At 64.9% G+C, this 24,129-nt stretch carries 22 protein-coding genes; 6 read left to right on the top strand and 16 right to left on the bottom strand.

Features of this window, described 5'->3' with window-relative positions; translation table 11 throughout:
• Positions 1–18: 18 nt before the first annotated feature.
• On the bottom strand, positions 19–2,427 hold the full coding sequence (gene clpA, locus GDN70_RS17580) for an ATP-dependent Clp protease ATP-binding subunit ClpA (protein WP_028143973.1): 2,409 nt from the start codon (positions 2,425–2,427) through the stop codon (positions 19–21).
• 282 nt (positions 2,428–2,709) lie between these two features.
• Positions 2,710–3,042: an ATP-dependent Clp protease adapter ClpS gene (clpS, locus tag GDN70_RS17575; RefSeq protein ID WP_026202494.1), complete on the bottom strand. Its 333-nt coding sequence runs from the start codon at positions 3,040–3,042 to the stop codon at positions 2,710–2,712.
• A gap of 482 nt (positions 3,043–3,524) precedes the next feature.
• Here clpS and GDN70_RS17570 point away from each other — a divergent pair, with 482 nt between their 5' ends.
• A complete protein-coding gene (locus GDN70_RS17570) occupies positions 3,525–4,886 on the top strand; it encodes a TadE/TadG family type IV pilus assembly protein (RefSeq protein WP_028143974.1) in 1,362 nt (453 codons plus the stop codon).
• 74 nt (positions 4,887–4,960) lie between these two features.
• Here GDN70_RS17570 and GDN70_RS17565 read toward each other — a convergent pair whose 3' ends face one another.
• Entirely contained in the window at positions 4,961–5,299 is a 339-nt protein-coding gene (locus GDN70_RS17565; protein WP_028143975.1) for a phasin family protein, read from the bottom strand.
• A 388-nt stretch (positions 5,300–5,687) separates the two neighbouring features.
• On the opposite strand from GDN70_RS17565, the gene GDN70_RS17560 reads away from it, so the two are divergent.
• On the top strand, positions 5,688–7,526 hold the full coding sequence (locus GDN70_RS17560; protein ID WP_152102835.1) for a D-alanyl-D-alanine carboxypeptidase: 1,839 nt from the start codon (positions 5,688–5,690) through the stop codon (positions 7,524–7,526).
• Between the two features lie 218 nt (positions 7,527–7,744).
• Here GDN70_RS17560 and GDN70_RS17555 read toward each other — a convergent pair whose 3' ends face one another.
• The 4 genes from GDN70_RS17555 to GDN70_RS17540 form a co-directional block, all read right to left on the bottom strand.
• Entirely contained in the window at positions 7,745–8,473 is a 729-nt protein-coding gene (locus GDN70_RS17555) for a DnaJ domain-containing protein (protein WP_152102834.1), read from the bottom strand.
• A 64-nt stretch (positions 8,474–8,537) separates the two neighbouring features.
• Positions 8,538–9,287 carry a hypothetical protein gene (locus GDN70_RS17550; RefSeq protein WP_038950342.1) on the bottom strand — a complete coding sequence of 250 codons (750 nt, stop codon included), beginning with the start codon at positions 9,285–9,287 and terminating at the stop codon, positions 8,538–8,540.
• A 134-nt stretch (positions 9,288–9,421) separates the two neighbouring features.
• Positions 9,422–10,282, bottom strand: coding sequence for an alpha/beta fold hydrolase (locus tag GDN70_RS17545; RefSeq protein ID WP_028143979.1), 861 nt, complete (start codon positions 10,280–10,282; stop codon positions 9,422–9,424).
• 343 nt (positions 10,283–10,625) lie between these two features.
• Positions 10,626–11,549 carry a division plane positioning ATPase MipZ gene (locus GDN70_RS17540; protein ID WP_028143980.1) on the bottom strand — a complete coding sequence of 308 codons (924 nt, stop codon included), beginning with the start codon at positions 11,547–11,549 and terminating at the stop codon, positions 10,626–10,628.
• Positions 11,550–11,833: 284 nt separating this feature from the next.
• Between GDN70_RS17540 and panC the strand changes: the two genes are divergently transcribed.
• Positions 11,834–12,685 (top strand): pantoate--beta-alanine ligase, encoded by an 852-nt coding sequence (gene panC / locus GDN70_RS17535; RefSeq protein WP_038950344.1) that lies wholly within the window; start codon positions 11,834–11,836, stop codon positions 12,683–12,685.
• Here the strand turns inward: panC and GDN70_RS17530 are convergent.
• The 4 genes from GDN70_RS17530 to GDN70_RS17515 all read right to left on the bottom strand — a co-directional run bounded on the left by GDN70_RS17530 (position 12,682) and on the right by GDN70_RS17515 (position 15,480).
• Entirely contained in the window at positions 12,682–13,122 is a 441-nt protein-coding gene (locus GDN70_RS17530) for a DUF1489 family protein (RefSeq protein ID WP_028143982.1), read from the bottom strand. The genes panC and GDN70_RS17530 overlap by 4 nt on opposite strands.
• 42 nt (positions 13,123–13,164) lie before the next feature.
• Entirely contained in the window at positions 13,165–14,151 is a 987-nt protein-coding gene (locus GDN70_RS17525; protein WP_152102833.1) for a hypothetical protein, read from the bottom strand.
• Positions 14,152–14,308: 157 nt separating this feature from the next.
• Complete coding sequence (locus GDN70_RS17520) at positions 14,309–14,512, bottom strand: hypothetical protein (protein ID WP_018321158.1); 204 nt, start codon at positions 14,510–14,512, stop codon at positions 14,309–14,311.
• 305 nt (positions 14,513–14,817) lie between these two features.
• Positions 14,818–15,480, bottom strand: coding sequence for a glutathione S-transferase family protein (locus tag GDN70_RS17515; RefSeq protein ID WP_028143984.1), 663 nt, complete (start codon positions 15,478–15,480; stop codon positions 14,818–14,820).
• Positions 15,481–15,626: 146 nt separating this feature from the next.
• Here GDN70_RS17515 and GDN70_RS17510 point away from each other — a divergent pair, with 146 nt between their 5' ends.
• On the top strand, positions 15,627–16,343 hold the full coding sequence (locus GDN70_RS17510) for a DUF599 domain-containing protein (protein ID WP_152102832.1): 717 nt from the start codon (positions 15,627–15,629) through the stop codon (positions 16,341–16,343).
• 1,020 nt (positions 16,344–17,363) lie between these two features.
• On the opposite strand, the gene GDN70_RS17500 is transcribed toward GDN70_RS17510, so the two are convergent.
• The 4 genes from GDN70_RS17500 to mgtE all read right to left on the bottom strand — a co-directional run bounded on the left by GDN70_RS17500 (position 17,364) and on the right by mgtE (position 21,287).
• On the bottom strand, positions 17,364–18,338 hold the full coding sequence (locus tag GDN70_RS17500; RefSeq protein ID WP_152102831.1) for a hypothetical protein: 975 nt from the start codon (positions 18,336–18,338) through the stop codon (positions 17,364–17,366).
• Between the two features lie 49 nt (positions 18,339–18,387).
• On the bottom strand, positions 18,388–19,206 hold the full coding sequence (locus GDN70_RS17495) for an aldo/keto reductase (RefSeq protein WP_152102830.1): 819 nt from the start codon (positions 19,204–19,206) through the stop codon (positions 18,388–18,390).
• 168 nt (positions 19,207–19,374) lie between these two features.
• Positions 19,375–19,692, bottom strand: a complete 318-nt coding sequence (locus GDN70_RS17490) for a DNA-binding transcriptional regulator (RefSeq protein WP_028140539.1) — start codon at positions 19,690–19,692, stop codon at positions 19,375–19,377.
• 173 nt (positions 19,693–19,865) lie between these two features.
• Positions 19,866–21,287: a magnesium transporter gene (mgtE, locus tag GDN70_RS17485; RefSeq protein WP_028140540.1), complete on the bottom strand. Its 1,422-nt coding sequence runs from the start codon at positions 21,285–21,287 to the stop codon at positions 19,866–19,868.
• A gap of 115 nt (positions 21,288–21,402) precedes the next feature.
• Here mgtE and GDN70_RS17480 point away from each other — a divergent pair, with 115 nt between their 5' ends.
• Both GDN70_RS17480 and GDN70_RS17475 read left to right on the top strand, forming a co-directional pair.
• A complete protein-coding gene (locus GDN70_RS17480) occupies positions 21,403–22,173 on the top strand; it encodes a polysaccharide deacetylase family protein (protein ID WP_173015827.1) in 771 nt (256 codons plus the stop codon).
• Positions 22,174–22,351: 178 nt separating this feature from the next.
• Positions 22,352–23,629: a polysaccharide deacetylase family protein gene (locus GDN70_RS17475; RefSeq protein ID WP_038949952.1), complete on the top strand. Its 1,278-nt coding sequence runs from the start codon at positions 22,352–22,354 to the stop codon at positions 23,627–23,629.
• Between the two features lie 7 nt (positions 23,630–23,636).
• Here GDN70_RS17475 and GDN70_RS17470 read toward each other — a convergent pair whose 3' ends face one another.
• Entirely contained in the window at positions 23,637–24,011 is a 375-nt protein-coding gene (locus GDN70_RS17470; protein ID WP_018320591.1) for a hypothetical protein, read from the bottom strand.
• Positions 24,012–24,129: the final 118 nt, after the last annotated feature.

Genomic DNA, 24,129 nt, shown 5'->3' with positions numbered 1-24,129 from the left:
TTCATGATGAGCGCTGGATCAAGCCTTGACCAGCGGGCCCTTGGAGGTCGGCCCCTTCGAGCCGCCGGGACCGCCCGGCTTGGACTTGCCCGGCGGCCGCTTGCGGGCCCCCGGCAGCTTCTCCTGCTTCGGCGTGACCGGGCCCTCGACGAATTCGAACCCGATCTTCTCCTTGGTCTCGTCAGCCTCGTCCTTGACCAGGACGACGCGGACGTGGCCGCCGCCCTTCAGCTTGCCGAACAGCACCTCGTCGGCGAGCGGCTTCTTGATGTGCTCCTGGATCACGCGGGCCATGGGACGTGCGCCCATCTGCTCGTCGTAACCATGCTGGACCAGCCAGGCCTTGGCGGGCTCGGACAGCTCGATGGTGACGTCGCGGTCGCCGAGCTGGGCTTCGAGCTGAAGCACGAACTTCTCGACCACGGTGCCGATCACCTCGACGCTGAGATGGCCGAACGAGACGATGGCATCGAGACGGTTGCGGAATTCCGGCGCGAACTGCCGGTTGATCGCCTCGTGGTCGTCGCCTTCCCGCTTGGAGCGCGTGAAGCCGAACGCCTGCTTGGCGAGATCGGAAGCCCCCGCGTTCGTGGTCATGATCAGGATCACGTTGCGGAAATTGACCTGCTTGCCGTTGTGGTCGGTGAGCCGGCCGTGATCCATGATCTGCAGCAGCACGTTGTAGAGATCAGGATGCGCCTTCTCGATTTCGTCGAGCAGCACCACGCAATGCGGATGCTGGTCGACGCCGTCGGTGAGCAGGCCGCCCTGGTCGAAGCCGACATAGCCGGGAGGCGCACCGATCAGGCGAGATACGGTGTGCCGCTCCATGTATTCGGACATGTCGAAGCGCAACAGCTCGACGCCGAGGCTTGCCGCGAGCTGCTTTGCAACCTCGGTCTTGCCGACGCCGGTCGGACCCGAGAACAGGTAGCAACCGATCGGCTTCTCCGGCTCACGCAAGCCGGCGCGCGCCAGCTTGATCGATGCCGCAAGCGACTCGATCGCCTTGTCCTGACCGAACACGGTGCGCTTCAGCGTCTGCTCGAGATGCTTGAGCACCTCGGCATCGTCCTTCGACACGCTCTTCGGCGGAATCCGCGCCATCGAGGCGATCGTGGTCTCGATCTCCTTGATGCCGATGGTCTTCTTGCGCTTGTTCTCGGCGACCAGCATCTGCGCCGCACCGGACTCGTCGATCACGTCGATCGCCTTGTCCGGCAGCTTGCGGTCGTGGATGTAGCGCGAGGAGAGCTGCACCGCTGCCTCGATCGCCTCGTTGGTGTACTTCAGCCGGTGGTAGTCCTCGAAGTACGGCTTCAGTCCCTTGAGGATCGCAATGGCGTCCTCGACCGTCGGCTCGTTGATGTCGATCTTCTGGAAGCGCCGCACCAGAGCGCGGTCCTTCTCGAAGTGCTGGCGGTATTCCTTGTAGGTGGTCGAGCCCATGCAGCGGATGGTGCCCGAGGCCAGCGCGGGCTTGAGCAGGTTCGAGGCATCCATCGCCCCGCCCGACGTCGCGCCCGCACCGATCACGGTGTGGATCTCGTCGATGAACAGGATGGCGTTGGGATGCGCCTCGAGTTCCTTCAGCACTTGCTTCAGGCGCTCTTCGAAGTCGCCGCGATAGCGCGTGCCCGCGAGCAGCGTGCCCATGTCGAGCGAGAACACCGTGGCAGCCGCCAGAACTTCCGGCACCTCGCTGTCGACGATGCGCTTGGCGAGGCCCTCCGCGATCGCGGTCTTGCCGACGCCGGCTTCGCCGACGAACAACGGGTTGTTCTTCTGCCGGCGGCACAGCACCTGGATCGCACGGTTGATTTCGGAATTGCGTCCGATCACCGGATCGATCTTGCCGTCGCGCGCCTTCTTGTTGAGGTTGACGCAATAGGTCTCGAGCGCCTCGCCCTTCTTCTTGGCGTCCTCGGCGCCCTTGGTCTCGGTCTCCTCGTCGACGCCGCGCACCGGCCGCGCCTCGGAGACGCCAGGCCGCTTGGCGATGCCGTGGCTGATGTAGTTGACCGCGTCATAGCGCGTCATGTCCTGCTCCTGCAGGAAATACGCGGCATGGCTCTCGCGCTCGGCGAAGATCGCGATCAGCACGTTGGCGCCGGTCACCTCTTCACGACCGGAGGATTGCACGTGGATCACGGCACGCTGGATCACCCGCTGGAAGCCGGCTGTCGGCTTGGCGTCGTCCGCGCCGTCGGTGACCAGATTCTCGAACTCGGTCTCTAGATAATTAACCAGGCTCGTGCGGAGCTTGTCGAGATCGACACTACAGGCGCGCATGACGGCGGCTGCATCGGAGTCGTCGATCAGGGAGAGCAACAGATGCTCGAGCGTCGCGTATTGGTGATGACGCTCGTTTGCGATCGCCAGTGCACGATGCAGGGATTGTTCAAGGCTTTGGGAAAAAGTCGGCATTCGCGTCCTCTATGGCCCCCACCATCATGATCGTCATCGCCCGGTCAGGCAACAACAACCTTTGTCACATATAGTTATACAAGACCGCGGCGAAAGACCGGTTCCGCGACTCTGGCAGCGACACACCCGCGGTATTTTCGATGCAAAACCCGTTCCGATTTGGGCGGACTACCCATTTGGGCAGGGTTGACGCCGGCGCCGAAGTTCACCGGATCATGCAGCAGGATGCGCTGCCGTCACACACCACACGAGCAGAACCACTCTAAGGAACGGGACCGGCGACTACTTCTTTTCCATCACGCATTGCAGCGGATGCTGGTGCTTGCGGGCGAAATCCATCACCTGTGTCACCTTGGTCTCGGCGATCTCGTAAGTGAACACGCCGCACTCCCCGATACCATGATGATGGACGTGCAGCATGATCTTGGTCGCGGCCTCGATGTCCTTGTTGAAGAACTTCTCCAGCACGTGGACGACGAACTCCATCGGCGTGTAGTCGTCGTTCAGGATCAGCACGCGGTAGAGGTTCGGCCGTTTGGTCTTCGGCTTGACCTTGGTAATGACCGAAGTGTTCGGACCCGAGGGGTTGCCCGAACGGTTCTCGTCATTGCTCATGCGAGGAGCGTAGGCAGCGGCTGGCGCGGACAGGTCGAGTCTGGAAGTCAATTGCGGCATGGCTCAGGCGTTCAAATTCCCCATGGAAGCGAATGGCGGTCGCCGCGCGACCCCGCCCTTCGGAGCCTGGCGCAGGCGCGCCGCCTTGTTGGATCGCCGCTCCCGACAATCCGGTCCAAACCGGATCGTTCGCCAGCAATATGGGCCTGCCCCCGGCCCGCCGCAAGCGTGCAGAGGTCCGGCCGATGCGGCCACGGCAGTCCCGATTCCCGGTCCGGGCGATCAGGAGTGAGGTTAAACAATCCGGACCGATTTGACAAAAATTTCGCCCCGCGCGTTTAGAACATGTTGACCAGGAACCCCGGCTATTAACCCGGCTGCGGCGGTTTCACGCGGGTCGCTCCGGTTTTCTACGGTCCAATTTACCTGCCGTTCAATGGCATGGCGCGAAATCGGGCAAAACACAGATTTCGGGGATTGTCATGTCTCGCCCGCCGCTCGTCAGCCGCCTTGGTCGACTATGCGCCCGCTTTGCAACGGCCGAGCAAGGCAATATCGCCGTGATCTTCGCCATCGCGCTGGTCCCGGTGCTGAGCTTCGTCGGTGCCGCGATCGATTATAGCCGCGCCGCCCAGGCCCGCGCCTCCATGCAGTCGGCCCTCGACTCCACCGCGCTGATGCTCTCCAGGGACCTGTCGTCCGGCACGATCACGACGTCCCAGATCAGCAGCAAGGCGCAAACCTATTTCAATGCCCTGTTCACCAACACCACGACCCTGCCATCGGTCACCGTTGGGGCCACTTATACCGCGAGCACCAGCATCGGCTCGACGATCCAGCTCACCGGAACCGGCACCTACACGACCAGCTTCATGAAGATAGCCGGCTTCCCGACACTCGGCATCGACACCACCTCCACCAGCGCCTGGGGCCTGACGCGCATGCGCGTGGCCCTGGTGCTCGACGTCACGGGATCGATGGCCGACGACGGTAAGATGCCGGCCATGCAGACGGCCGCGAAGAACCTGGTCGACCAGCTCAGCACGCTCGCCAAGACCAACGGCGACGTCTACATCTCGGTCGTTCCGTTTTCCAAGGACGTCAACGTCGGCAGCAGCAACTATGACAAGTCCTGGATCGACTGGAGCGACTGGGAAGCGGTGAATGGCAGCTGCAGCGACAATTGGTACAAGCAACAGTCGAGCTGCGTCAGCGCGGGCAAGACGTGGACGCCGAAAAACCACAACAAATGGACGGGATGCGTCACCGACCGCGATCAGGACTACGACACCAAGAATACTGCTCCGGTGAGCAGCAACTCGTCGACGCTGTTCCCGGCGGAGCAGTATTCGTACTGCAATTCCAGCAATTCGGCCTACATCCAACCGATCATGCCGCTGAGCTACGACTGGTCGGCGCTCAAGACGCTGATCGGCAATCTGGTCCCGACCGGCAACACCAACCAGGGCATCGGCCTCGCCTGGGGCTGGATGACGCTCTCGACCGGCGATCCCATGAACGCGCCGGCCAAGGACACCAACTACACCTACAAGGACGCAATCGTCCTGCTCTCCGACGGCATGAACACGCAGAACCGCTGGTACAGCGACTCCTCGCAGATCGACGCGCGGGAGAAGAAGCTGTGCGACAATGCCAAGGCCCAGCCCAACAACATCACGATCTACACCGTGCAGGTGAACACCGGCAGCGATCCGACCTCGAGCGTGCTGCAATATTGCGCCAGCAGCTCCGACAAGTTCTATCTCGTCACGTCGGCCAGCCAGACCGTTTCGGTGTTCAAGGACATCGGCACCTCGCTGTCGAAGCTGCGCGTGGCGCGCTGACGGATCGACCGCGTGCCAACAAAAAGCCCGGCTGGTTCAGCCGGGCTTTTCGATTCCAGGACGTCCTGAAAAATTTACTGAGCAGCCGGGGTGAACTTCGACACGATGGTCTCGACCGGCTTGAACGCCTGCTTGGCGAGGTCGCTGTAGAGGCCGGCGATCTTCTGCGATTCCGCAACGAAGGTCTCGTAGGAGGAACGGGCGAAATCGGTCTGCGCTTCCATGGCCTTGTCCAGCGACTTCACGCCGGAAAGCTTCTCGACGAAGGACTTGGTGTCTTCGAACGACTTCTTCGTATAGTCGCCATAGGCGCTGGCGATAGCCTGAAGGCCGTGCTGCACCGAGGTCGCGGAGGCGACGTACTGCTCGAAGTGCTCTTTCCCGTAGTTCTGAAAGTCTTCAACCTTGAACATTTCGGAATCCTTTTCCCTGGCTCTCGTCGGGAAGCCCCGGCTCCCTGACTCTGCCCACAATTAGTGCAACGCACAAAAAAGTCAAGAATTTTGTGCGACGCACAAAACTGGACTCATTTCGCGAAGATTCCCGGGGTTTCCCGCAAGGGTTCTTTAAGCATTTGGAAACCGCGGGCCCCTACCCTGATTCCCTGGACGTGTTCAACTTCCGCAGACGGTCAAAAGCCGTTTGAGACCATCACCTTAGCCAGAATAGCGGTTCAGGTCCAACGTCCCCCGCGGCGAGCACCAGCGGAGGGACAGCCTGAGCAGGTAATGATCCCGGGTCCATTGGGCACAATTTCGCCTCACGAGCCGGTGATCAAGTCAGAAACGGGGACGGGGTTCCATGCTTCGTAAAAACTTGTCTTCCTCGCGCTTGGCGCGGGTTGGCGTTTTCGGGCTTCTTACGGTCACCACCGCGGTCATCTTCACCACCGATGCCGCCGAGGCGCGGCGTCATCGCCGCCATTACGCGCACCACCGGGTGCAGCGCGACGTGTCCGAGAGCTCCAGCCCGAGATTCGCGTCCATCATCGTCGACGGCAATTCCGGCGCAGTGCTCCAGGCGACCAGCCCCGACGGGATCCGCCACCCCGCCTCGCTCACCAAGATCATGACGCTCTACCTGCTGTTCGAGCGTCTCGAGTCCGGGAAGATGAAGCTCGACACCGAGATGCCGGTGTCCCAGCACGCCGCCGATCAGGATCCGACCAAGCTGAATTTGCGCGCCGGCCAGACCATCCGCGTCGAGGACGCGATCAAGGGTCTCGTCACCCGCTCCGCCAACGACGCAGCCGTGGTGATCGCCGAAGCGATCGGCGGCGACGAGGACGACTTCGCCCAGATGATGACGCGCAAGGCGCGCTCGCTCGGCATGTCCAAGACGGTGTACCGCAACGCCAACGGCCTTCCCAACGACGAGCAGGTCACGACCGCGCGCGACCAGGCCACGCTCGGCCGCGCTATCCAGGAGCGCTTCCCGCGCTACTATCGCTATTTCGCGACGGCGACCTTCAACTGGCGCGGACAGTCGATCCGCAACCACAATCACCTGCTCGGCAATGTCGAGGGCGTGGACGGCATCAAGACCGGCTACACCCGCGCCTCCGGCTTCAATCTCGTGACCTCGATGCGCCGCGGCAACCGTCATCTGATCGGTGTCGTGCTCGGCGGCCGCAGCGGCGGTTCGCGCGATGCCATCATGCGCAACCTGCTCGCGGAGAATCTCGAGAAGGGTGCGACCACCCACACCGTCGCCGCGGTCACGGAGCGCAACGGCGCGGACGCCAGCACCGAGGTCGCCGACGCGTCGCCTACCCCGGCCCGCGCCGTTCCGCAGGTTCAGGCCGCTCCTGCCCCTGCTCCTGAAGCCGCTCCGTCGCGTCTGGCCGCACGCCTGTCGACGCTCGCGGCTGCGACTGCCGCGGTGCCGCCGGCCCAGCCCAGATCCGAAGCCAAGCCTGAAGTTCGGCCGACGGAATCCAAGATCGAGCCGGCGCCGCTCACCAATGGCGTGATCTCGAGCCAGCCGCTCTCCATCATCCCCGGCTCGTCCGAGCCGATGAAGCCGGTCCGGGTCAAGACGGTTCAGGTCAAGGCCGGCGCCGTGAAGGTCGCTTCCGCCGCCCCCGCTCAGGTCGCACCGCCGGTCACCAACGCCATTTCGTCCCGTTCCGACGTCGCGGAAACCTCCACCGCCGTCGTCGCCCGGGCCGATCTCATCAACAAGCCCGAGGTCGTCAGCCAGCCGGAAGCGCCGAAGGCCGAGATCACCCGCGCCGAGCTGCCGCGGCAGCCGGCGGGCTTCGGCACCGGCAACGGCCTCCTCGGGGTACTGCCGGCCGCAACGACTGCTGCGCCCGCCCCGGCCGCTCCGAAGCTGGCCTCCGCCGACCCGATGCCGGTCCAGATGAGCGCCACCACCAAGCCGGTCGCCACCCACAGCGGCTGGATCGTCCAGGTCGGCGCGCTCGAGAGCGAGAACGAGGCCCAGCAGCGCATCGACGCCGCGCGCAGCTCGGCCCGCGGCCTGCTCAGCAAGGCCGATCCGTTCACCGAGGTCGTCGCCAAGGACAATCGCAAGCTCTATCGCGCCCGCTTCGCCGGGCTCGAGCGCGACCAGGCCGAAGCCGTCTGCCGTACCCTGAAGCGCGCCGACATCTCCTGCATCACCGTCCGCAACTGATCTTTCGCAACGCTCCGCTCAAAATGCCCGCGCCTTGCGCGGGCATTTTTGTTTTTGGCGGATCTCGATGCCAGTTCCGCGACAACTTCTCGTCAAGGATTTACGGTTAAAACTTTACTCAAGAGATCAACCACGCCGACAATGGCGGGTGTCAGGGCGACGGCAAACAGAGCAAGCGGAGCTCACGCGGTACGGGCGTTTGTAGCGTAGTGCCGGAGTTAGCCGTTATGCGTACGAAGCAGAGTATCCTTGGCCTCGTTTACACGGGCAGCGAGATAGTTCGACCCCCCTTGGTCGGGATGGAGTTTCTTCATCAGGGTCTTGTGGGCCCGGCTGATGTCGTCACGCCCCGCCCCCGGCTGCAAGCCAAGGATCTGATAGGCCTCCTCCGCCGTCATTTTGCCGCTCGCCGCCGTGCGGCGCTGCCCCCCTGCCGCATCGCTCTGCGCGTTCTGACGCCAGGCGGGAAACCGGCGGTCCAGATAGCTTTCAAGTAAGGCCACGCTCTCGGCGTCGAATGTCGGGACCATGGCCAGCAGGCTAACAAGATCGAACTCGCCGAGATCGCGCCCGGCGTGAGGCCCGGCGACGATCTGCCCGCCGAGCTGGCCAGAGCCGTGGTCGAGCCGCATATCCAGGAATTGCGAACGCACGCGTGAAGACTGCCCTGACGCGGGCGCAGCACCACCGCCGCCGAACAGCCCGCCGACATTGCCGAAGCCGGCGTTTGCCAGCGGTGTCCAGCCCAGCAGCCCGGCGCCGAAAATCCCGAGCGGGATCGCCACCACCAGCTCGCCCCGCAAGCCCGTGAAGGCTGCGACCGCCAGCGCCACCACGCCGCCACCGAACCTGATGGCCCTCGCCAGCACCGCCGGATTGGCAGCGCGAAACATCTGGAGCAGCAGATAAAGCGTGATAATTGCGACAGCGCCGGCGATCAGGGTCATGACCGGAATATAGTCGCCCTCGCGGCAAAATGCATGGCATACGCCTCGCCGCGACGCCTGAGCGCTACTTCATTTGGCCGATCAGCCTGGCCGCGCCGCTCGCGGTCTTCGCCAGCTTCAATAGCGCCTCGCGACCGCCGGCGGCATAGGCCGCAGCCGCCCGCAACAGCTCGCGCAACTGCGCCGCCGCACCCGGATCGAACCGGCACCAGGCGCCACCCGTCAGGCGCGCGATCTCGCGAAAGGCCTGCTCGGCGACGGCGTCATGACCTTCCTGAAACAGGAACACGGGCACTTTGAGCATGCCGAGCTCGCCGGCCTTGGCGCAGAGCTCGTCGACCTTCTCCTCCATGGCATCGCCGACGAAGACGACGGCACGCACGCCCGATGCGACCGCTTCGCGCCGCGCCTCGGTCAGCACCTTGCCGATCTGGGTGTCGCCGCCGCGGCAATCGATCTTGGTCATCAACGCCGCAAGCCTGTTGCTGTCGGAAATCCATCCCGTGGCGCGGCACTCGTTGAAGCCGCGATAATAGACCAGCCGGATGTCGAGACTGCCGAGCGCGGCGGTCTCGCGAAACATGTCGGCCTGCAGCGCGCAGGCCATGTCCCAGGTCGGCTGCCGGCTCATCGTCGCGTCCAGCGCGAAGATCAGCCGCCCCTTCGCGCCCGGCGCATGCGGTGACATCGCCTGCGCCTTGGCGACGAAGGCGGCGATGTCTTCCGCAGTCGACGTTCCGGCCTGCGGCACCGCACCGCCTGCTTGCGCCGAGACGGCATCGCCGCTGCGGGGTTTGATGGGTTCGCCCGACATGCCTTGACCCTGCGTGGGCGGCTAATGTGGTTAGCGCAAGCAGCCCGGTCAATGTGCAAAGCCCCCGCCGGCAGAGGCTGGCGGGGGCTTTGCAGATCGTGACTGACGATGTGGGCGCCGTCAGGGCGAAGAGGTCAGCTCTTGGCAGGCCCCATCAAGGCGACCGGACCGGGCTCGAGGATATTGGGCGGCGAGGATTGCGTGTCGACCGGCGCGATCTCGCTGTCGGCGGCGCTCAGGAATTTGTCGAGCATGCCCTGGATCGAGTTCTTGGCGACATCCGGACCGGTGTCGCGCATGTCGTTGTGCTGGAATTCAGTCTTCACGACCTGGATACCCGCCTTCTCGCATTCCTCGTCCGTCGGGATCACGCCCGCATCGGCCTTGAACTGCGGATCGGTGGAGCGGAACGACAGGATCTTGAACTTGCCGGCGGTGACGAAGGGCACGCGCAAATTGTCGAGCGTGACGACCTTTTTGACTTCATCCGGATACTGTTTGGCGAAATACATCGTGATGTCGCCGCCCATGGAATGGCCGACCATGGTGACCTTGTCGTAGTCGGCGTTCGGCTGAAGCTTCCTCATTTCCTGCACGGCGAGATGGATGTTGGCGACACCGCGCAGGATCTGCGGCAGCCGGCCGACATAGAGCTCGCCGGGCTTGGTCACCATCGGAGGATCGGTCGGCAAGTCGTGCTGCGGGCTCAGGACCATGTAGCCGCGCGCAGCGAAGATGTTGGCGAGGAAGCCGTATTCGGTGTTCTTGACGGTGTTGCCGTGATTGATCACTGCGACCGGCAGCGTGATCATGCCGGCGGTGGCCTGCATTTCCTTGTCACGACGCACCGCGATGTCGACGGGCACCGGGCGATTGTCGCGCGAGGCGTCGTAGAAGGTAATGGTCTCGTGCTTGATCGCCCACTTGCTCGCCGTGAAATAGGCGATGCCGCAGAGAGCACTGACCGAAACCAGAACGGCAATTCCACGCTTCATTTTCGTCCTCAGCCTCAGGCTCTTGCGGCCTGAATCCCTGTTGAAAATCGTGTTCTTCCGGGGCTCTTCGACCCCTTGTCGCCTATTCGCTAATATATGTCACAGGCGCGTGACAGGAAGGCCAAATATTGTGAACCGGCAGCCCTTTCATTGTGCGCCGCACACGTTTTGTAGGCATCCCGTCCTCGCCAAGCTACGTCAGCGTGCACGTCACCATCCGACGCAACCGGTCTCGCTTGGGTTCAATTTCGCGGTCAACGTAAGGTAAAAACGGCGGAGCGCGGCCACAGTTCCCGCGGAAACCGGCCCCTCAGATCGATCGGAAGTAGCGATATACCGCCGCTCAGGCGCCGAGGATGTCGTGAACCTCGAGCGGCTTGTCGACCTGGTTGAACCACTCGGCCCGGTTGGCGGCGCGGCGGCGGCCGCGCTCGTCGAGCGGCAGCTTGAGCTGCCGGAGCAGGCTCGTCACCTCCTCTCGTGCGGTCAGATGGCCGAGATTGGGCCGCATGCCGAGCGTGGTTTCGTCGATCTCGTCGAGGGCGGTCAGGCCGCGCGGGAAAAATTCGCGATAGACGACGCGTTCGGCGAAGCCGTCGACGTAGCGGAAGCCGAGCCGCAGCGACAGATCCTTCAGCCCCTCGGCGACGAGTTGCTTGTTGCGCGAGCCGAGCATCGACAGGCGGTTGCGCACGACGATCCAGTCGGTGGTCGAGCCGTCGAGCTGGCGGCGCTTGCGCCTGACGTCGCGCACCATCTCGGCGTAGTGGCTCTCGCCCGTCACCGCGTAATTGGCGGGATCGACGGTGCCGAGCACGTCGAAATCGAGGAAGCTGTCGTTGATCGGCGTGACCAGCGTGTCGGCCATCGAGTGCGCCAGCCGCATCAGATAACTGTCGGTGCCCGGCGTATCGATGACGATGAAGTCGAAGCTGCTCTCGACCGCCGAGACCGCCTCCATGAACTGCTGGAACTCGGAATTCTCGTTCTCGGCGATCTGCATGGTCTCGCCGAGCTTGATGCAGCGATGCACCGGCAGTTCGAGGTCGAGCTTGGTGCGGCGCGCCCAGGCGGCACGGTTGCCGATGTAGCGCGTGAAGCTCTGCTGACGGCAGTCGAGGTCGATGGTGGCGACGCGCTGGCCGGCCTTCAGGAGCGCAACCGCGATGTGCAGGGCGGTGGTCGACTTGCCGGAGCCGCCCTTCTCGTTGCCGAGCACGACCACATGCGCCGAGCCGGATTGGCCTTGGCTAGCCTGCACAAGCATGGCGATCCTCAACACCCCTGATGAATATCTTCGAGTTGGCCGCGTCTGCGGTCAAGTGAAATGCGTGACAGGTAATGCAAATCGCAGCGCGCCTGCTTCATCATGAATCGCGGCGCCGTCTTTCTTTCTGTAATCCAGCCCACAATGTCGCGACATCCTGCGCGACCTTGCGCGGGATGCTGTGCCGCATCCGGATGCATGGCGTCCACGATCGCCGCTTGTTAAGGTTAGTCGCCCCTGGCGCCAGGTCATGCCGCGCCGATTCCCAACCCTGTCGAGTCCTGATGTCAGCAAGCCCTTTGATCGCCCGCACGGTCCCAACCTTGCGCCGCGCCGTCGACAATCTCCGCAAGCGAAAGGCCACGATCGCGCTGGTCCCGACCATGGGGGCCCTCCATGACGGGCATGTGTCTCTCGTCCGCCTCGCCAAGCGGCGCGCCAGCCGCGTCGTGGTCTCGATCTTCGTCAACCCGACCCAGTTCGCCCCCACCGAGGATTTCGGCGCCTATCCGCGCACCTGGAAGGCCGACATCGCCAAGCTCGCAGCCGAGGATGTCGATATCGTCTGGCATCCCGGCGTCGATGCCATGTATCCGGACGGCTTTGCCACCCGCATCGTGCCGGAGGGACCGGCGATCGCCGGCCTCGAGGACCGCTTCCGCCCGCATTTCTTCGGCGGCGTCGCCACCGTCGTCGGCAAGCTGTTCACGCAGTGCCGGCCGGACTTCGCGATCTTCGGCGAAAAGGATTTTCAGCAGTTGCGGGTGGTGTCGCAGATGGCGCGCGACCTCGACCTCGGCGTCAAGGTCGTCGGCTCCCGCACCGTGCGCGAGCGCGACGGGCTCGCGATGTCCTCGCGCAACGTCTATCTGTCGCCCGAGGAGCGGCGGACCGCCCCCATCCTCTACCGTGCCATGAAGGACAGCGCCGGCCGCATCCGTGCCGGCGAAGCCGTTGCGTCGGCCATGAAGCGTGGCGCCGCAACGATCGAGGCGGCCGGCTTTGCGCTCGACTATTACGAAGCGCGCCATGCCGAGACGCTGGCGCCCCTCGCCTCGCGCAAGGACGGACCGTTGCGGATCCTGGTCGCGGCCAAGCTCGGCACGACTCGGCTGATCGACAATATCGCGGTTTAGAGCAGCCCGAGATCGCGCAATTCGCGCCGCATCGGCTCCGGCATCGCCGCGATCGAGCCGGCGGCGGACTTGCCGAGATCGGGCGGCACGGAATCGTCGGCGAGATAGCGCCAGCCCTGGAATGGGCGCATCGGCCGTGGCGACACCGAGACCACTTTCGGCTGCATCACGATCCGGCAACGGCCGATACCGTCCTTGTCGCGGAACGGCTCGATGCCGATGATCTTTTCCCGTGCGGCGATCTCGCCCTTGATCACCCAGTAGAGCGACCCGCCCGAGAGGATCTCGGCATCGCGCTTGGGGACCATGCGGGTGATGTGGATGTGATGTTGCGGCAGACCCTTCTTCTTGGCGGTCTGCATCCGTTCGGCGATCCACTCCTTCAATTCCTTGACGGAGTCGCAACCGACGGCGAGCTTGATCAGATGTAGCGGCATGCCCAAGCATTAGCCGGGCGGCACCGCATTTGGAATGCCGATCTATTCGTTATCCGCAGCCGCGGGCGCGGCCGCCGAGGTTGGCGGCGGAGCGAGCGGAACCGGCGCTGCAGGAGCACGCGCAGCCTTCGGGGCCGGCGGCTTCTTCGCGGCCGGTGGTGCGGCGGCCTGTGCCGACGTCGCGGCGGGCGCGCGCGGTGCCGGCGCTGCGTTCGCGGCGGCGGGCGCCGCCTGGCGCGTCGTCGCCGTGGGCTCCGGATTCATGATGCTGACCGGCGGCGTCGACGAGGCGCTAGGGAACTCAGCGCTGGTCGGCTTGCCCGTCGGCATCGCGGGCGGCAGCCCGGCAAGCGCGGCCGTGGCCGGCATCGCCGACGCCGTTGCAGGCGCGTTCCAGGTTGGCGCATGGCGCGCGACCAGCATGTCGTAGAGATGGGCGTCCATGTTGGCGGCAACCCGCTGCTGGTCGGTCAGCGAGCGGAACGCGGCGCAGTCGAACTGCGTGCAACCGTCGCGCACGACCAGCACCTGCGCCACGAAGCCGTAGCGATCGTGCTCCAGCGCCTTGCGCAGCACCTTCATGTCCGTCGTCAGGCTCTTCTCGGCGATCGCGGCATCACCGAGCGCGGTCAGCCGGTCGATTCGGGCCGCGGTATAGGAGACGGCGGCAGCCGCGGCATCCGGCGAGCCGAACAGCGCCTTCTCGCAGCCAATGGCGACCGCATCGCCGGCGAGATCGTCGAGACAGGACAGCGCCGGCAGGCTCGCGATGACGGCACCTTGCGCGCGCGCTTCGGTCGGAGCGTCCTGCCCCGCCGGTCCATAGACGCGCACGGTGGCAGCTCCGGCGATCGCGATGGACAGCAGCGTGATCACGGTCAGCGCGCCGTTGGCGACCGACCTGTCGGCGCGCAGCAGCGTGATCAGCAGGATCAATCCGAAGAATCCGGCAGCCGCCAGCGTCATCCACATCGGAAAGGCCGGCGAGCGCCAGATTTGGTCGAGCGAAGTGGCCCATGCCCAGTTCATGCGCGACGTCCCCTCACGCGAGCAGAGAGCGAATGGTCAAGCGAGCACCGCGAGTCGGCAACTGCCCCCAGGCCCACCTTGGGAAGGTGAAGCGGGCCTTTTGACGGCGGCAGGACACAATTCCGCAGGGGGCGCGAATGCGCGGGAGCGTCGGTCTTCAGGACAGCGCGAGCTGGCTTTCCTTGGCGACACGTTCGAAGGCTTCGGTCGAGCTTTTGATCCGGTACTGGCAGTCGTCGCCGTCGGTCGGCAGCAGGCGGATGACCTCGTACGAGCCGCTGGCAGCAGGGCGCGCGACGTTGCTGGCCGTGAACAATACGCGCGTTCCAATCGGGAATTTGTGCTTCAACACCCTCTCCATCACTCAAACAACGCCTGCCTCGCCCATGGTCCCACTGCGACGGCCGGCCAGAAACCCAGCGCTGTATAGCACGCGGCCAGCCGTTTTGGCCAGCGCCATGCCACCATGGCAAACGTGTAAATCCTGCAATCTTTTCAGAATGATAGGGATGGAACCGACAGGTCGATGATACCGCCGGGGCCGCATGTTCAGGCGGCATGTCGCAGGGCCGGTCGCAGCCCGATTGGCATATGGCCCCGGTCAATGTCCGGAACGTGAGCGCCGCCGGCCGGCACACAGCCAGCGGCCTCGCTCGGACCGACCGGTCAGGCGTCTTCGAACTTCTCGATGACAAGGGTTTCGGCCAGCCCGTCGCGGGTCCATTCCTGGAACGCCGGCAGCGCCATCATCGTCTCCATGTAGGCCTTGGTGTCCGGCGCGACGTCGATCGCGTAGGTGCGCAGGCGATGCACCACCGGCGCGTACATCGCATCGGCCGCACCGAAGCGGCCGAACAGGAACGGACCCTTGGCACCGTAGCGCGTGCGGCACTCGCGCCAGATCTCCTCGATGCGCGCGACGTTGGCCTTGGCGTCGGCCGACAGCGCCAAGGGCCGGACCGGCCGGTGCAGGTTCATGCCGCATTCGTTGCGCAGGGGCACGAAGCCGGAATGCATCTCGGCGCACACCGATCGGGCATGCGCGCGCGCGGCGACGTCGTCGGGCCACAGCTTCACTTCCGGATAGCGCTCGGCGATGTATTCGATGATGGCGAGCGAATCCCACACCGTGACATCACCGTCGACCAGCACCGGCACCTTGCCGGCACGGCTGAAGGACAGGATCTGCTCCTTGTCCGCGGGATTGTCGGTGTAGAGCGGGATCAGCGTCTCCACGAACGGGATGTCGTTGGCGCGAAGCGCGAGCCATGGCCGCATCGACCATGACGAGTAGTTCTTGTTACCGATCGCGAGTTTCAGCGCAGCCATGTCATCAGTCCTTCCCGAGACGTCCTAGGGCGAGCCGCTTTTAACGCCATCCCCTGCCGCCAATCAATCGTTGCTGCGCCCCGTCATGCGTGGCAATCGTTGCGGTCCTCGCCAAGAGACGGACAAGAGACGGACATGAGACAGACATGAGCAGGCACTGGGTCGACATCGCCGCGGTCGGCTTCTTCATCATCGAATGGCTGGTCTATGCCCTGACGCTGGAGCATTCGGCCTACGGCCGCGACAGCCTGTCGGCGCGCATGAACCGCTATCGCGAGGTCTGGGTGCGCCGGCTGCTCGACCGCGAGACGCGCATGGTCGACATGCAGATCATGGCCTCGCTGCAGAACGGAACCGCTTTCTTCGCCTCGACCAGCCTGATCGCGCTCGGCGGCGCGCTGGCGCTGCTGCACGCCACCAACGATGCGATCACCATTCTGAGCAAGCTGCCGATCGACCTCAGCACGTCGCCGGCGATGTGGGAGCTGAAATGCGTCGGCCTCGTGCTGATCTGCGTCTACGCCTTCTTCAAATTCGCCTGGTCCTATCGCCTGTTCAACTATGTCGCGATCCTGTTCGGCGGCATGCCCCCGGCCGAGCGGCGCGACACGCCGGAGGCGGAGGCCCATGTCATCCGCACCACGCGCCTGTTCGAATCTGCCGGCCGCCACTTCAACCGCGGCCAGCGCGCCTTCTTCTTCGCGCTCGGCTATCTCGGCTGGTTCGTCAGCCCCTGGCTGCTGTTCGTGACCACGGCGGCCGTGGTGGTCGTGACCTGGCGCCGGCAATTCGCGTCGAGCGCATGGGCGGCGATGGCGCCGGAGGTGGTGGATGTCGATGAGGGGATGAAGCGGAGGCGTTGAGGCGCGTGTCCCGGACAAGCTGCAACGCACGAGCGTTGCGGCGCAGAGCCGGGACCCAGGGCAACACGGCGCGATGCGGATGGATGGGCTCCGGCTCTGCAGCGCACCACTTCGTGCTGCGTCCGGGGCACGAGAGCGGTGAATGGCGCGCGCGCTCTCCACCGTCATTACAATGCGCCAGTGCGCATCCCAGCGGCAGTGCCGTAGGGTGGGCAAAGGCGCATAGCGCCGTGCCCACGATCTCTCTCCATCAGCACAAGGCGTGGGCACGCTTCCGCTTTGCCCACCCTACGAGACCGAGATTGTGGCACGCAGCTCAAGTTGCAGACACGCCTTCACATCCTCGCGGCGCGTTTCGCCCGAGCTTTGCTTCATCTCGTACCCTCATTAGCCAAGAGGGCGCAGGGAAGGCCGGGTGCTGGCTCGCACCCGCGGTCCGCTGCGCGAAAAGCACACGCAGAAAGAACCGCACAGCAGCATACAGGTGGTGCCGATCACTCGGCCTTCCCTGCGCGGTGGCTGGACGGCTTATGCCGTGATCTCCCGGGAGCCGACCATTCCTTCTGGCCTCCCTCGCCCCGCGAATTGGATGATGCAGTCTGCCCGGTTGGGCTCGCTCGCACCTTCGCAAGGACTTGACCGTGGCAACGACGGCCAGGACCACACGGTTTTGCCGTACGCACGGCCCGCCATTTCGCCGCAGTTTTTCCAGGCCCTGTCGACGGAGCCGGAAACTTACAGACGAGACGAAGCCTAGCAGCGCCGTCGTCCGCACGAAGCCTCGGGCTCACAGGGACACCCCGCCCTGCCCGCGCCTCTCGTGCCGACGCTGCCGCGTCCACCGCAAGCCCGGCTCGCGATGCGTGACGACACATGATCGCCCCTCTTGGTGAGCCGGGATGCGCAACACATACGCCGAAACCGAATTTCGGTAAAGTGGAATATTTTTGCACGCGTGGATTGACAGAGGGCGACACAGGCGCGGTCGCGTAGCCCGATGGAGCCAACGGGCTACAAGAGCTACGATCCGAAATCCCGCGGGCTGAACGGCAGGTCCATGATCTTCCATTCCCCGTACAGATTTGCCGGCAGCATCTTGTAAGGTTGGCAGTTCTGGAGCGCGCTCATGGCGGACTTCACGAGCGCCACGCCTTTCGCGGACGGCGGAGCCTCGATCAGGATCGGCTCGCGCGCCAGCGTGCCGTCGGTCGCGAACACCGTGCGCAGCTTGATGTGAACGGCGTCGGTGGGGCTGAGTCCGGCCGGCAATTTCGCACAGCTGCGCAAATGGCGACGAAGCGCGGCGATGACTTCCTGCGGCAGCTTGGCTGCGATTGAATCCTTGGCATCGCCGCCATCGTCCTTGGGGGTATCCTTCGGCAGCTCCGGCGGCAATTCCGGCGGCAGGCCCAGCATGACGCCGTACTTGACGGTGACGTCAGGCTGCGGAGCCTGATAGGCCGGCGGCGGCGCGGCCTCCGGCTGCTGCATCGCTTGCGGCGGCGGCTGCATCGGTGGCTGCGGCATCGCCTGGGGCGGCGGTTGTTGCTGAGTCTGCGGCGGCGGCTGTTGCGACGGTTGTGGCTGTTGAGGTTGAGGCTGCACGTTGCCCTCACGCTGCTTTGGCGCCGGCGAGGGTTGCGGCTGCGGCTGCTTCTGCTGCGGTTCAGGTGGCGTCTGCTGCGGCGACGGTGCCGCGTCCTGCTGCTTGGCCGCGGGCTTGCCCGCCGCTTCGGACTGGTCGGTGAAATCAAGCTTCGGCAGTTTCAGATCGGGCGTTGGCTCCGGCGGCTTCTCCTTGGCCGCCTCCTTCGTCTCCTGCTCCTTGATCTCTTCCTTCACCTGCTCCGGCGTGACGATGTCGACGGTCACGGTCTCCGGCGGCTGGCTGCGAAACGGATGGACCTCGCTGATCACGATGATCAGCGCCACCAGCGTCAGATGCGCGATTGCTGACGCCGCAATGTCCGTCCGTATGATCTTCCGCAGTTCCATCGACCGATCTTGAGTTGCCGTCGCGGTCCTAGCATACCCCAGCCCCCTCTCAATCCCATTTCGGGGCGAAGCCGAAGTCGGTCAGGCGGCCCTTCGGACTGGCGAGTGCGGCAATCCGGCTCATCTCGTCCTCCGACAGCTCGAAATCGAAGATCTCGATGTTTTCAGACAGGCGTTCGATGCGCGAGGTGCGCGGGATCGCAGCGACATTCTGTTGCACCAGCCAGCGCAGACAGACCTGCGCCGGCGTCTTGCGGTGGGCGCGTCCGATCTCGGCCAGCCTCTGGTCGGACTTGATGCGTCCCTTGGCGATCGGGCTGTAGGCAACGAGCGCAAGGCCATGCTGGTCGCAGGCCGCCCTCACCTTCGCCTGATCGAGATAAGGGTGGTATTCGACCTGGTTGCAGACCAGCGGCTCAGGCGACAGCGCGACCGCCTGCTCGATCAGCGCCACCGTGAAATTGGAGACGCCGATGTGGCGGGTCAGGCCCATGGTCTTCGCATGCGACAGCGCGCAGAGCGTCTCCGCCAGCGGCACATGCGAATTGGGCCAGTGCAGCAGCAGCAGATCGACGGAGGGAAGCCGCAACCGAGCCAGGCTCTCCTTGACCGAGCGCTCGAGATCGTGGGGCGCGAAATGGTTGGTCCAGACCTTGGTGGTGAGGAAGATGTCGTCCCGGCGCACGCCCGAGGCGCGCAAGCCGTCGCCGACCTCGCGTTCATTCTCGTAGACCTGCGCGGTGTCGATGTGGCGATAGCCGAACCGCAGCGCCTGCTCGACCACGCGCGCGGCAGGTCTTCCGCTCAGCTCCCAGGTCCCGAGTCCGATCGCCGGGATTTTTGCGCCATTGGCCTCGACGAACAGCATGAGGACTCCTCTTCCGTTGCGGCAGCCCCTGACGTCATCAGGCCTCATTATGGACCCGGCCCATGACGCTGCCAACGGAAGGCCGCGGCAGTTCAGCGGGATATTTGGCGCAATGCTAACAGGAGGTTCGCGTCGGGGCCCGGCAGCCCTCGACGTCGGGCTTTGGCGTCAGGCTTTGGCGAGCGCCTGGAACACCGTATCCGGGGCGTGCGCGATCACCGCGAGCAGCGCGCGGGCCGGTCCCCGCGGCGCCCGCTTGCCCTGCTCCCAGTTGCGGATGGTCTCGACGGGAACGCCGAGCTTGGCGGCAAACTCCATCTGGGTCAGGCAGGCGCGGCGACGCAAATCGCGCACCGCGAGCGGGTTGGCGTCGGCCGGCGCGGCATTGGCCGTGAGCTCGACCGGAGACGGCTGGACCGGAAATTCCTGTCCATCCCGCAACTCAACGACCCGTCCGTCCGCCTTCAGCCGCAACCGCATGCTCATTCTCCCAAGCCAGGCGATGATGCGGCAGGTCGCTTAAGTTCGGATTAAAGATGATTGTCATTCCGGGGCGCGCGAAGCGCGAGCCCGGAATCCATCAGGCTGCAAGCGATGCGGAAAAATGGATTCCGGGCTCGCGCCAAGAGGCGCGCCCCGGAATGACGTTGGGGTGAAACCTACCTCAGCCCGAACCAGAGCGTCGCGATGCCGAGGAACGAGAAGAACCCGACCACATCCGTCACCGTGGTGACGAACGTGCCCGACGCCACCGCGGGGTCGGCTCTGACGCGTTCGAGCGCCATCGGGATCAGGATGCCGCCGAGCGCACCGGCGATGAGGTTGCACACCATCGCCAGGCCGATGACGATACCGAGGCCGGGGATCTTGAACCAGGCCACCGCCGCAATCCCCGTGATCACGGCGAAGGCGAGCCCGTTGACGAGACCGACCAGCGCCTCGCGCATCACCACGCGCCAGGCATTGGAGGAGCCCAGCTCGCGCGTCGCCAGCGCCCGCACCGCCACCGTCATGGTCTGGGTCGCGGCGTTCCCGCCCTGGCTCGCCACGATCGGCGCCAGCACGGCGAGCGCGACCATCTTCTCCAGCTGGCCCTCGAACAGGCCGAGCACCGAGGACGCCAGGAAGGCGGTGGCGAGATTGACCAGCAGCCAGTTGAACCGCGCGCGCGCAATCGTCAGGAACGTATCCGACAGCTCTTCGTCGCTGGTGACGCCGCCGAGCGCCTTGAGGTCCTCGTCCGCCTCCTCCTCGATGACGTCGACGACGTCGTCGACGGTGATGACGCCGACCAGGCGGTCCTGGGTGTCGAGCACGGGAGCTGCGACGAGATTATACTTGCCGAACATGCGCGCGACCTCTTCCTGGTCCTCCAGGACGGAGACGCGGCGGCGGTCCTCGTCGGTGAGCTCGGTGAGCGGTACCGGCCGGCGCGCGCGCAGCAGCACGTCGAGGGGGACTGCGCCCTGCCAGTGCTGGTCCTTGTCGACGACGTAGATCTCGTAGAAGCGGTCGGGCAGATCCGGCGTCTCGCGCATGTAGTCGATCGCCTGCCCGACGGTGAAATCCTGGGGCACCGCGATGAACTCGGTCTGCATCCGGCGGCCCGCGGAATTCTCGGGATACAGCAGGCTGCGTTCGAGCGCGACGCGCTCCTTGAGCGGCAGCTTCTCGAGGATCTCCTCCTGCTCGGCCTGGTCGAGGGTCTCGAGCAGCTCGACGGCGTCGTCGGATTCGAGTTCGCGAACACCTTCCGCGACGGTCTCCGGCGGCAGTTCCTCGAGGATCTCCTCGCGCACGCCCTCGTCGAGCTCGTTCAGCGCGGAGAAGTCGAAATCGCGCCCGGTCAGCTCGACCAGGCGGACGCGGTCGTCGGGCTCCAGAGCGCCGATGAGATCGCCGAGATCGGCCTCGTGCAGCTCGGCGACGCAGGCGCGCAGCGAGGCGCTGTCGCCGGCCTCGATCGCATGGGCGACCTCCTCGACGAATTCGTGCCTGATATCGCCGTCTTCATTGCGCATCGGCACGTGGTCGAGTACCGAGTCCGCGGCGGATCGGGCAACGTCCATATGTTCATCCATGGCGCGCCTCGCCGTTTGACAGGTTGGAACGAATGGTCTGGGCTGACGGTCAGGCAATACCCACAAGGCAACTCCGAGCGCAATGACAAAGATGCTTCGACTGAGGTGGACCTCGATGTCATCGGGCGCGGCCCTCGCGGCCTTGATCGGCGTCGCTTCGGCCGTGGCCGCTGAGTGTCCGCGCAAGGACGCGCTCGGCACTTCGCGCGTGCTGAGCGTCGATGCCAAGACCACGCCGCGCGTGGGCTTGAAGAGCTTTCCGCAGACGCTTGCGCTGGCCGATCACGAGGTCGTGCTGACCTTCGACGACGGGCCGAACCCGCCGACGACGTCGAAGGTGCTGGCGGCGCTGGCGCAGGAATGCGTGCGCGCGACCTTCTTCCTGATCGGCCTCCACGCCAGCCAGCATCCCGACATGGTCAAGCGCATCGCCCGCGAGGGCCACACCATCGGCCACCACACTTTCTCGCATCCGTTCATGGCGCGGATCCCGTTCGACAAGGCCAAGAGCGAGGTCGACCGCGGCGTCGCGGCCGTCGAGATGGCACTGCACGGCAGCTCGACGGCGATGCCTTCGACGCCGTTCTTCCGCTTTCCCTATTTCCAGGGGACGCAAGCGCAGCTCGACCTGCTCCAATCCCGTGGCATCGTCGTGTTCGGCGCGGACCTCTGGGCCAGCGACTGGAACGAGATGACGCCGGAGCAGGAATTGAAGCTGGTCACGGAGCGCCTCGCAGCTAGCGGCAAGGGCATCGTCCTCTTCCACGACCCCAAGGCGCGCACCGCGGCGATCATGCCGGCCTTCCTGCGGTATCTGAGGGAGAACGGCTATCGGGTGGTCCACATCGCGCCGGCAGGCCCGCAGAAGAATGCCGATGCGCGCTGATGCCGGAATGTCACGCCGGCGCAAAATGGGGTGATTTGGGCCCTATTAACACTCTGTTCATGATACCCCATGCAAATGGATGGGGACTTTGTGACGGGAAAGGTTCTTTGGCCTGAACCGTTTCCTGATGTCTCCGACCTACTATGGCGGCAATCGCACATGAGGGCAGACGGGGTTCATGATCGGAAGTAGCGTTGTCTTGCGGACGCGATCGTGGATCGTCCTTTGCCTCGGCGGATTCCTTGGATGTTCGACCATCGGATCGCCGGCGGCGCTTGCAGCCGACTGCCCGGGCCATCCCGACGCGCTCGGGACGTCCCGCACCCTGGTGGTCGATCCGCGCGAGCATCCGCTGATCGGCACCATGCAGTACCGCGAGACGCTGCCGCTCAGGGATCATGAGGTCGTCCTGACCTTCGACGACGGTCCGCTGCCGAAATATTCCAACCAGGTCCTCAAGATGCTCGACGACGAGTGCATCAAGGCGACCTTCTTCATCATCGGCAGCCAGGCCAAGGCGAACCCCGAAGGCGTGCGCAAGCTGGTGGCGGCGGGCCACACGGTCGGCACCCACAGCATGAACCATCCGCTGACCTTCGACCGGATGCCGATCGAGAAGGCCGAGGCCGAGATCAATGGCGGCATCGAGTGGACCTCGGCCGCGATGACCGATCCGTCCAAGCTGGCGCCGTTCTTCCGCATTCCCGGCCTGATGCGCGCCGAACGCGTCGAGCACCATCTGATCTCGCGCGGCATCCAGGTGTGGAGCGCTGACTTCCCGGCCGACGACTGGCGCCATGTGTCGTCCGACCGCGTCTATCAGCTCGCGATCCAGCGGCTGGAGGCCAAGGGCAAGGGCATCCTGTTGCTGCACGACATCCAGGCGCGGACGGTGGCGGCGCTGCCAAAAATCATCCGCGACCTCAAAGCGCGCGGCTATCGCATCGTGCATGTTGTGCCCGCGACCGCCGACCGGCCAGCGACGCCGACCACGCCGGTGGAATGGCTGCTGCATCCGCCGACCGAGACCGTGCCGATCGCGCGCTGGCCTTCCGTTCCGAGCTTCGTGTTCACGCAGACCAGGACGCTGCCGGCGCCCTCGCTCGCCGACCTCAATGCGCGGACCGAGCATCAGCCGCTGCTGCCGCGCCGGACCAAGGGTCAGATGGACGTCGCGTCCGCCCTGCCCGTGCCCGGCCGCGCGCTGTTTGCGATCCCGGAAGGCTCGGTCGAGGTGCTGCTGTCGACGACATTGTCGCGGCGTGCCGCGACCCGGCTGGCAATGGCGGCCGAGACGCCGCATGCGGCCAGGGGCAAGGCGGCAAAGGGCAAGACGGCCAAGTCCCAGGTTCGGCACACCGCGCATGCGGCACCGGCCGCACCCAAGCCTGCCGCGCAGGCCAAGAGCGCCACGCCGCGCTCGACCCGCATCGCCAGTCTGAAGAAGCGCGCTTAGTCCCTACCTATTGCCGCATGATGGCGGCGACGCAGAGCAGCACGATCAGCGCCAGGAAGAACAGGTCCATATAGGACTTGAGCTCGCCGTCGCGGCGCAGCCGGGCCACGTCGGCGACCACCTGCTTGCGCGCATTCGTTCCCCCGGAGCCGTCATTGATCGGGCCCTGAAGCCGCCGCGTCTCGGCTTCCAGCTTCTCGATCTTCTGGAAGAAGTAGAACGCGCGCAGCGTCGAGACCGCACGCATCGCGGCATAGATCAGCACCAGGATCGCCAGGATCGCCCGGTTCGGATATTTCTCCATGAAGTTCAGGCTGAAATAGACCACCGCCATGAACGCGAAGTTGGTGATGAAGCGGTAGACGAAGCTGAGAAAAACCATGCTGGCTCGAGCCTTGAGGGGTGCGCAGCCGGATCGTGCTGCGAGATTCGGGATCGGGACCCAGACCGGGAGCTGGGTTGTGACGGCCCGTCTACGCCAACTTTGTTTCAACAAGGAT

This window comes from Bradyrhizobium sp. TM102 (genome assembly GCF_009176685.1).
In the GTDB taxonomy this organism is placed as follows: Bacteria; Pseudomonadota; Alphaproteobacteria; order Rhizobiales; family Xanthobacteraceae; genus Bradyrhizobium; species Bradyrhizobium ottawaense.
This window is presented reverse-complemented; position numbering and strand designations above follow the sequence as displayed.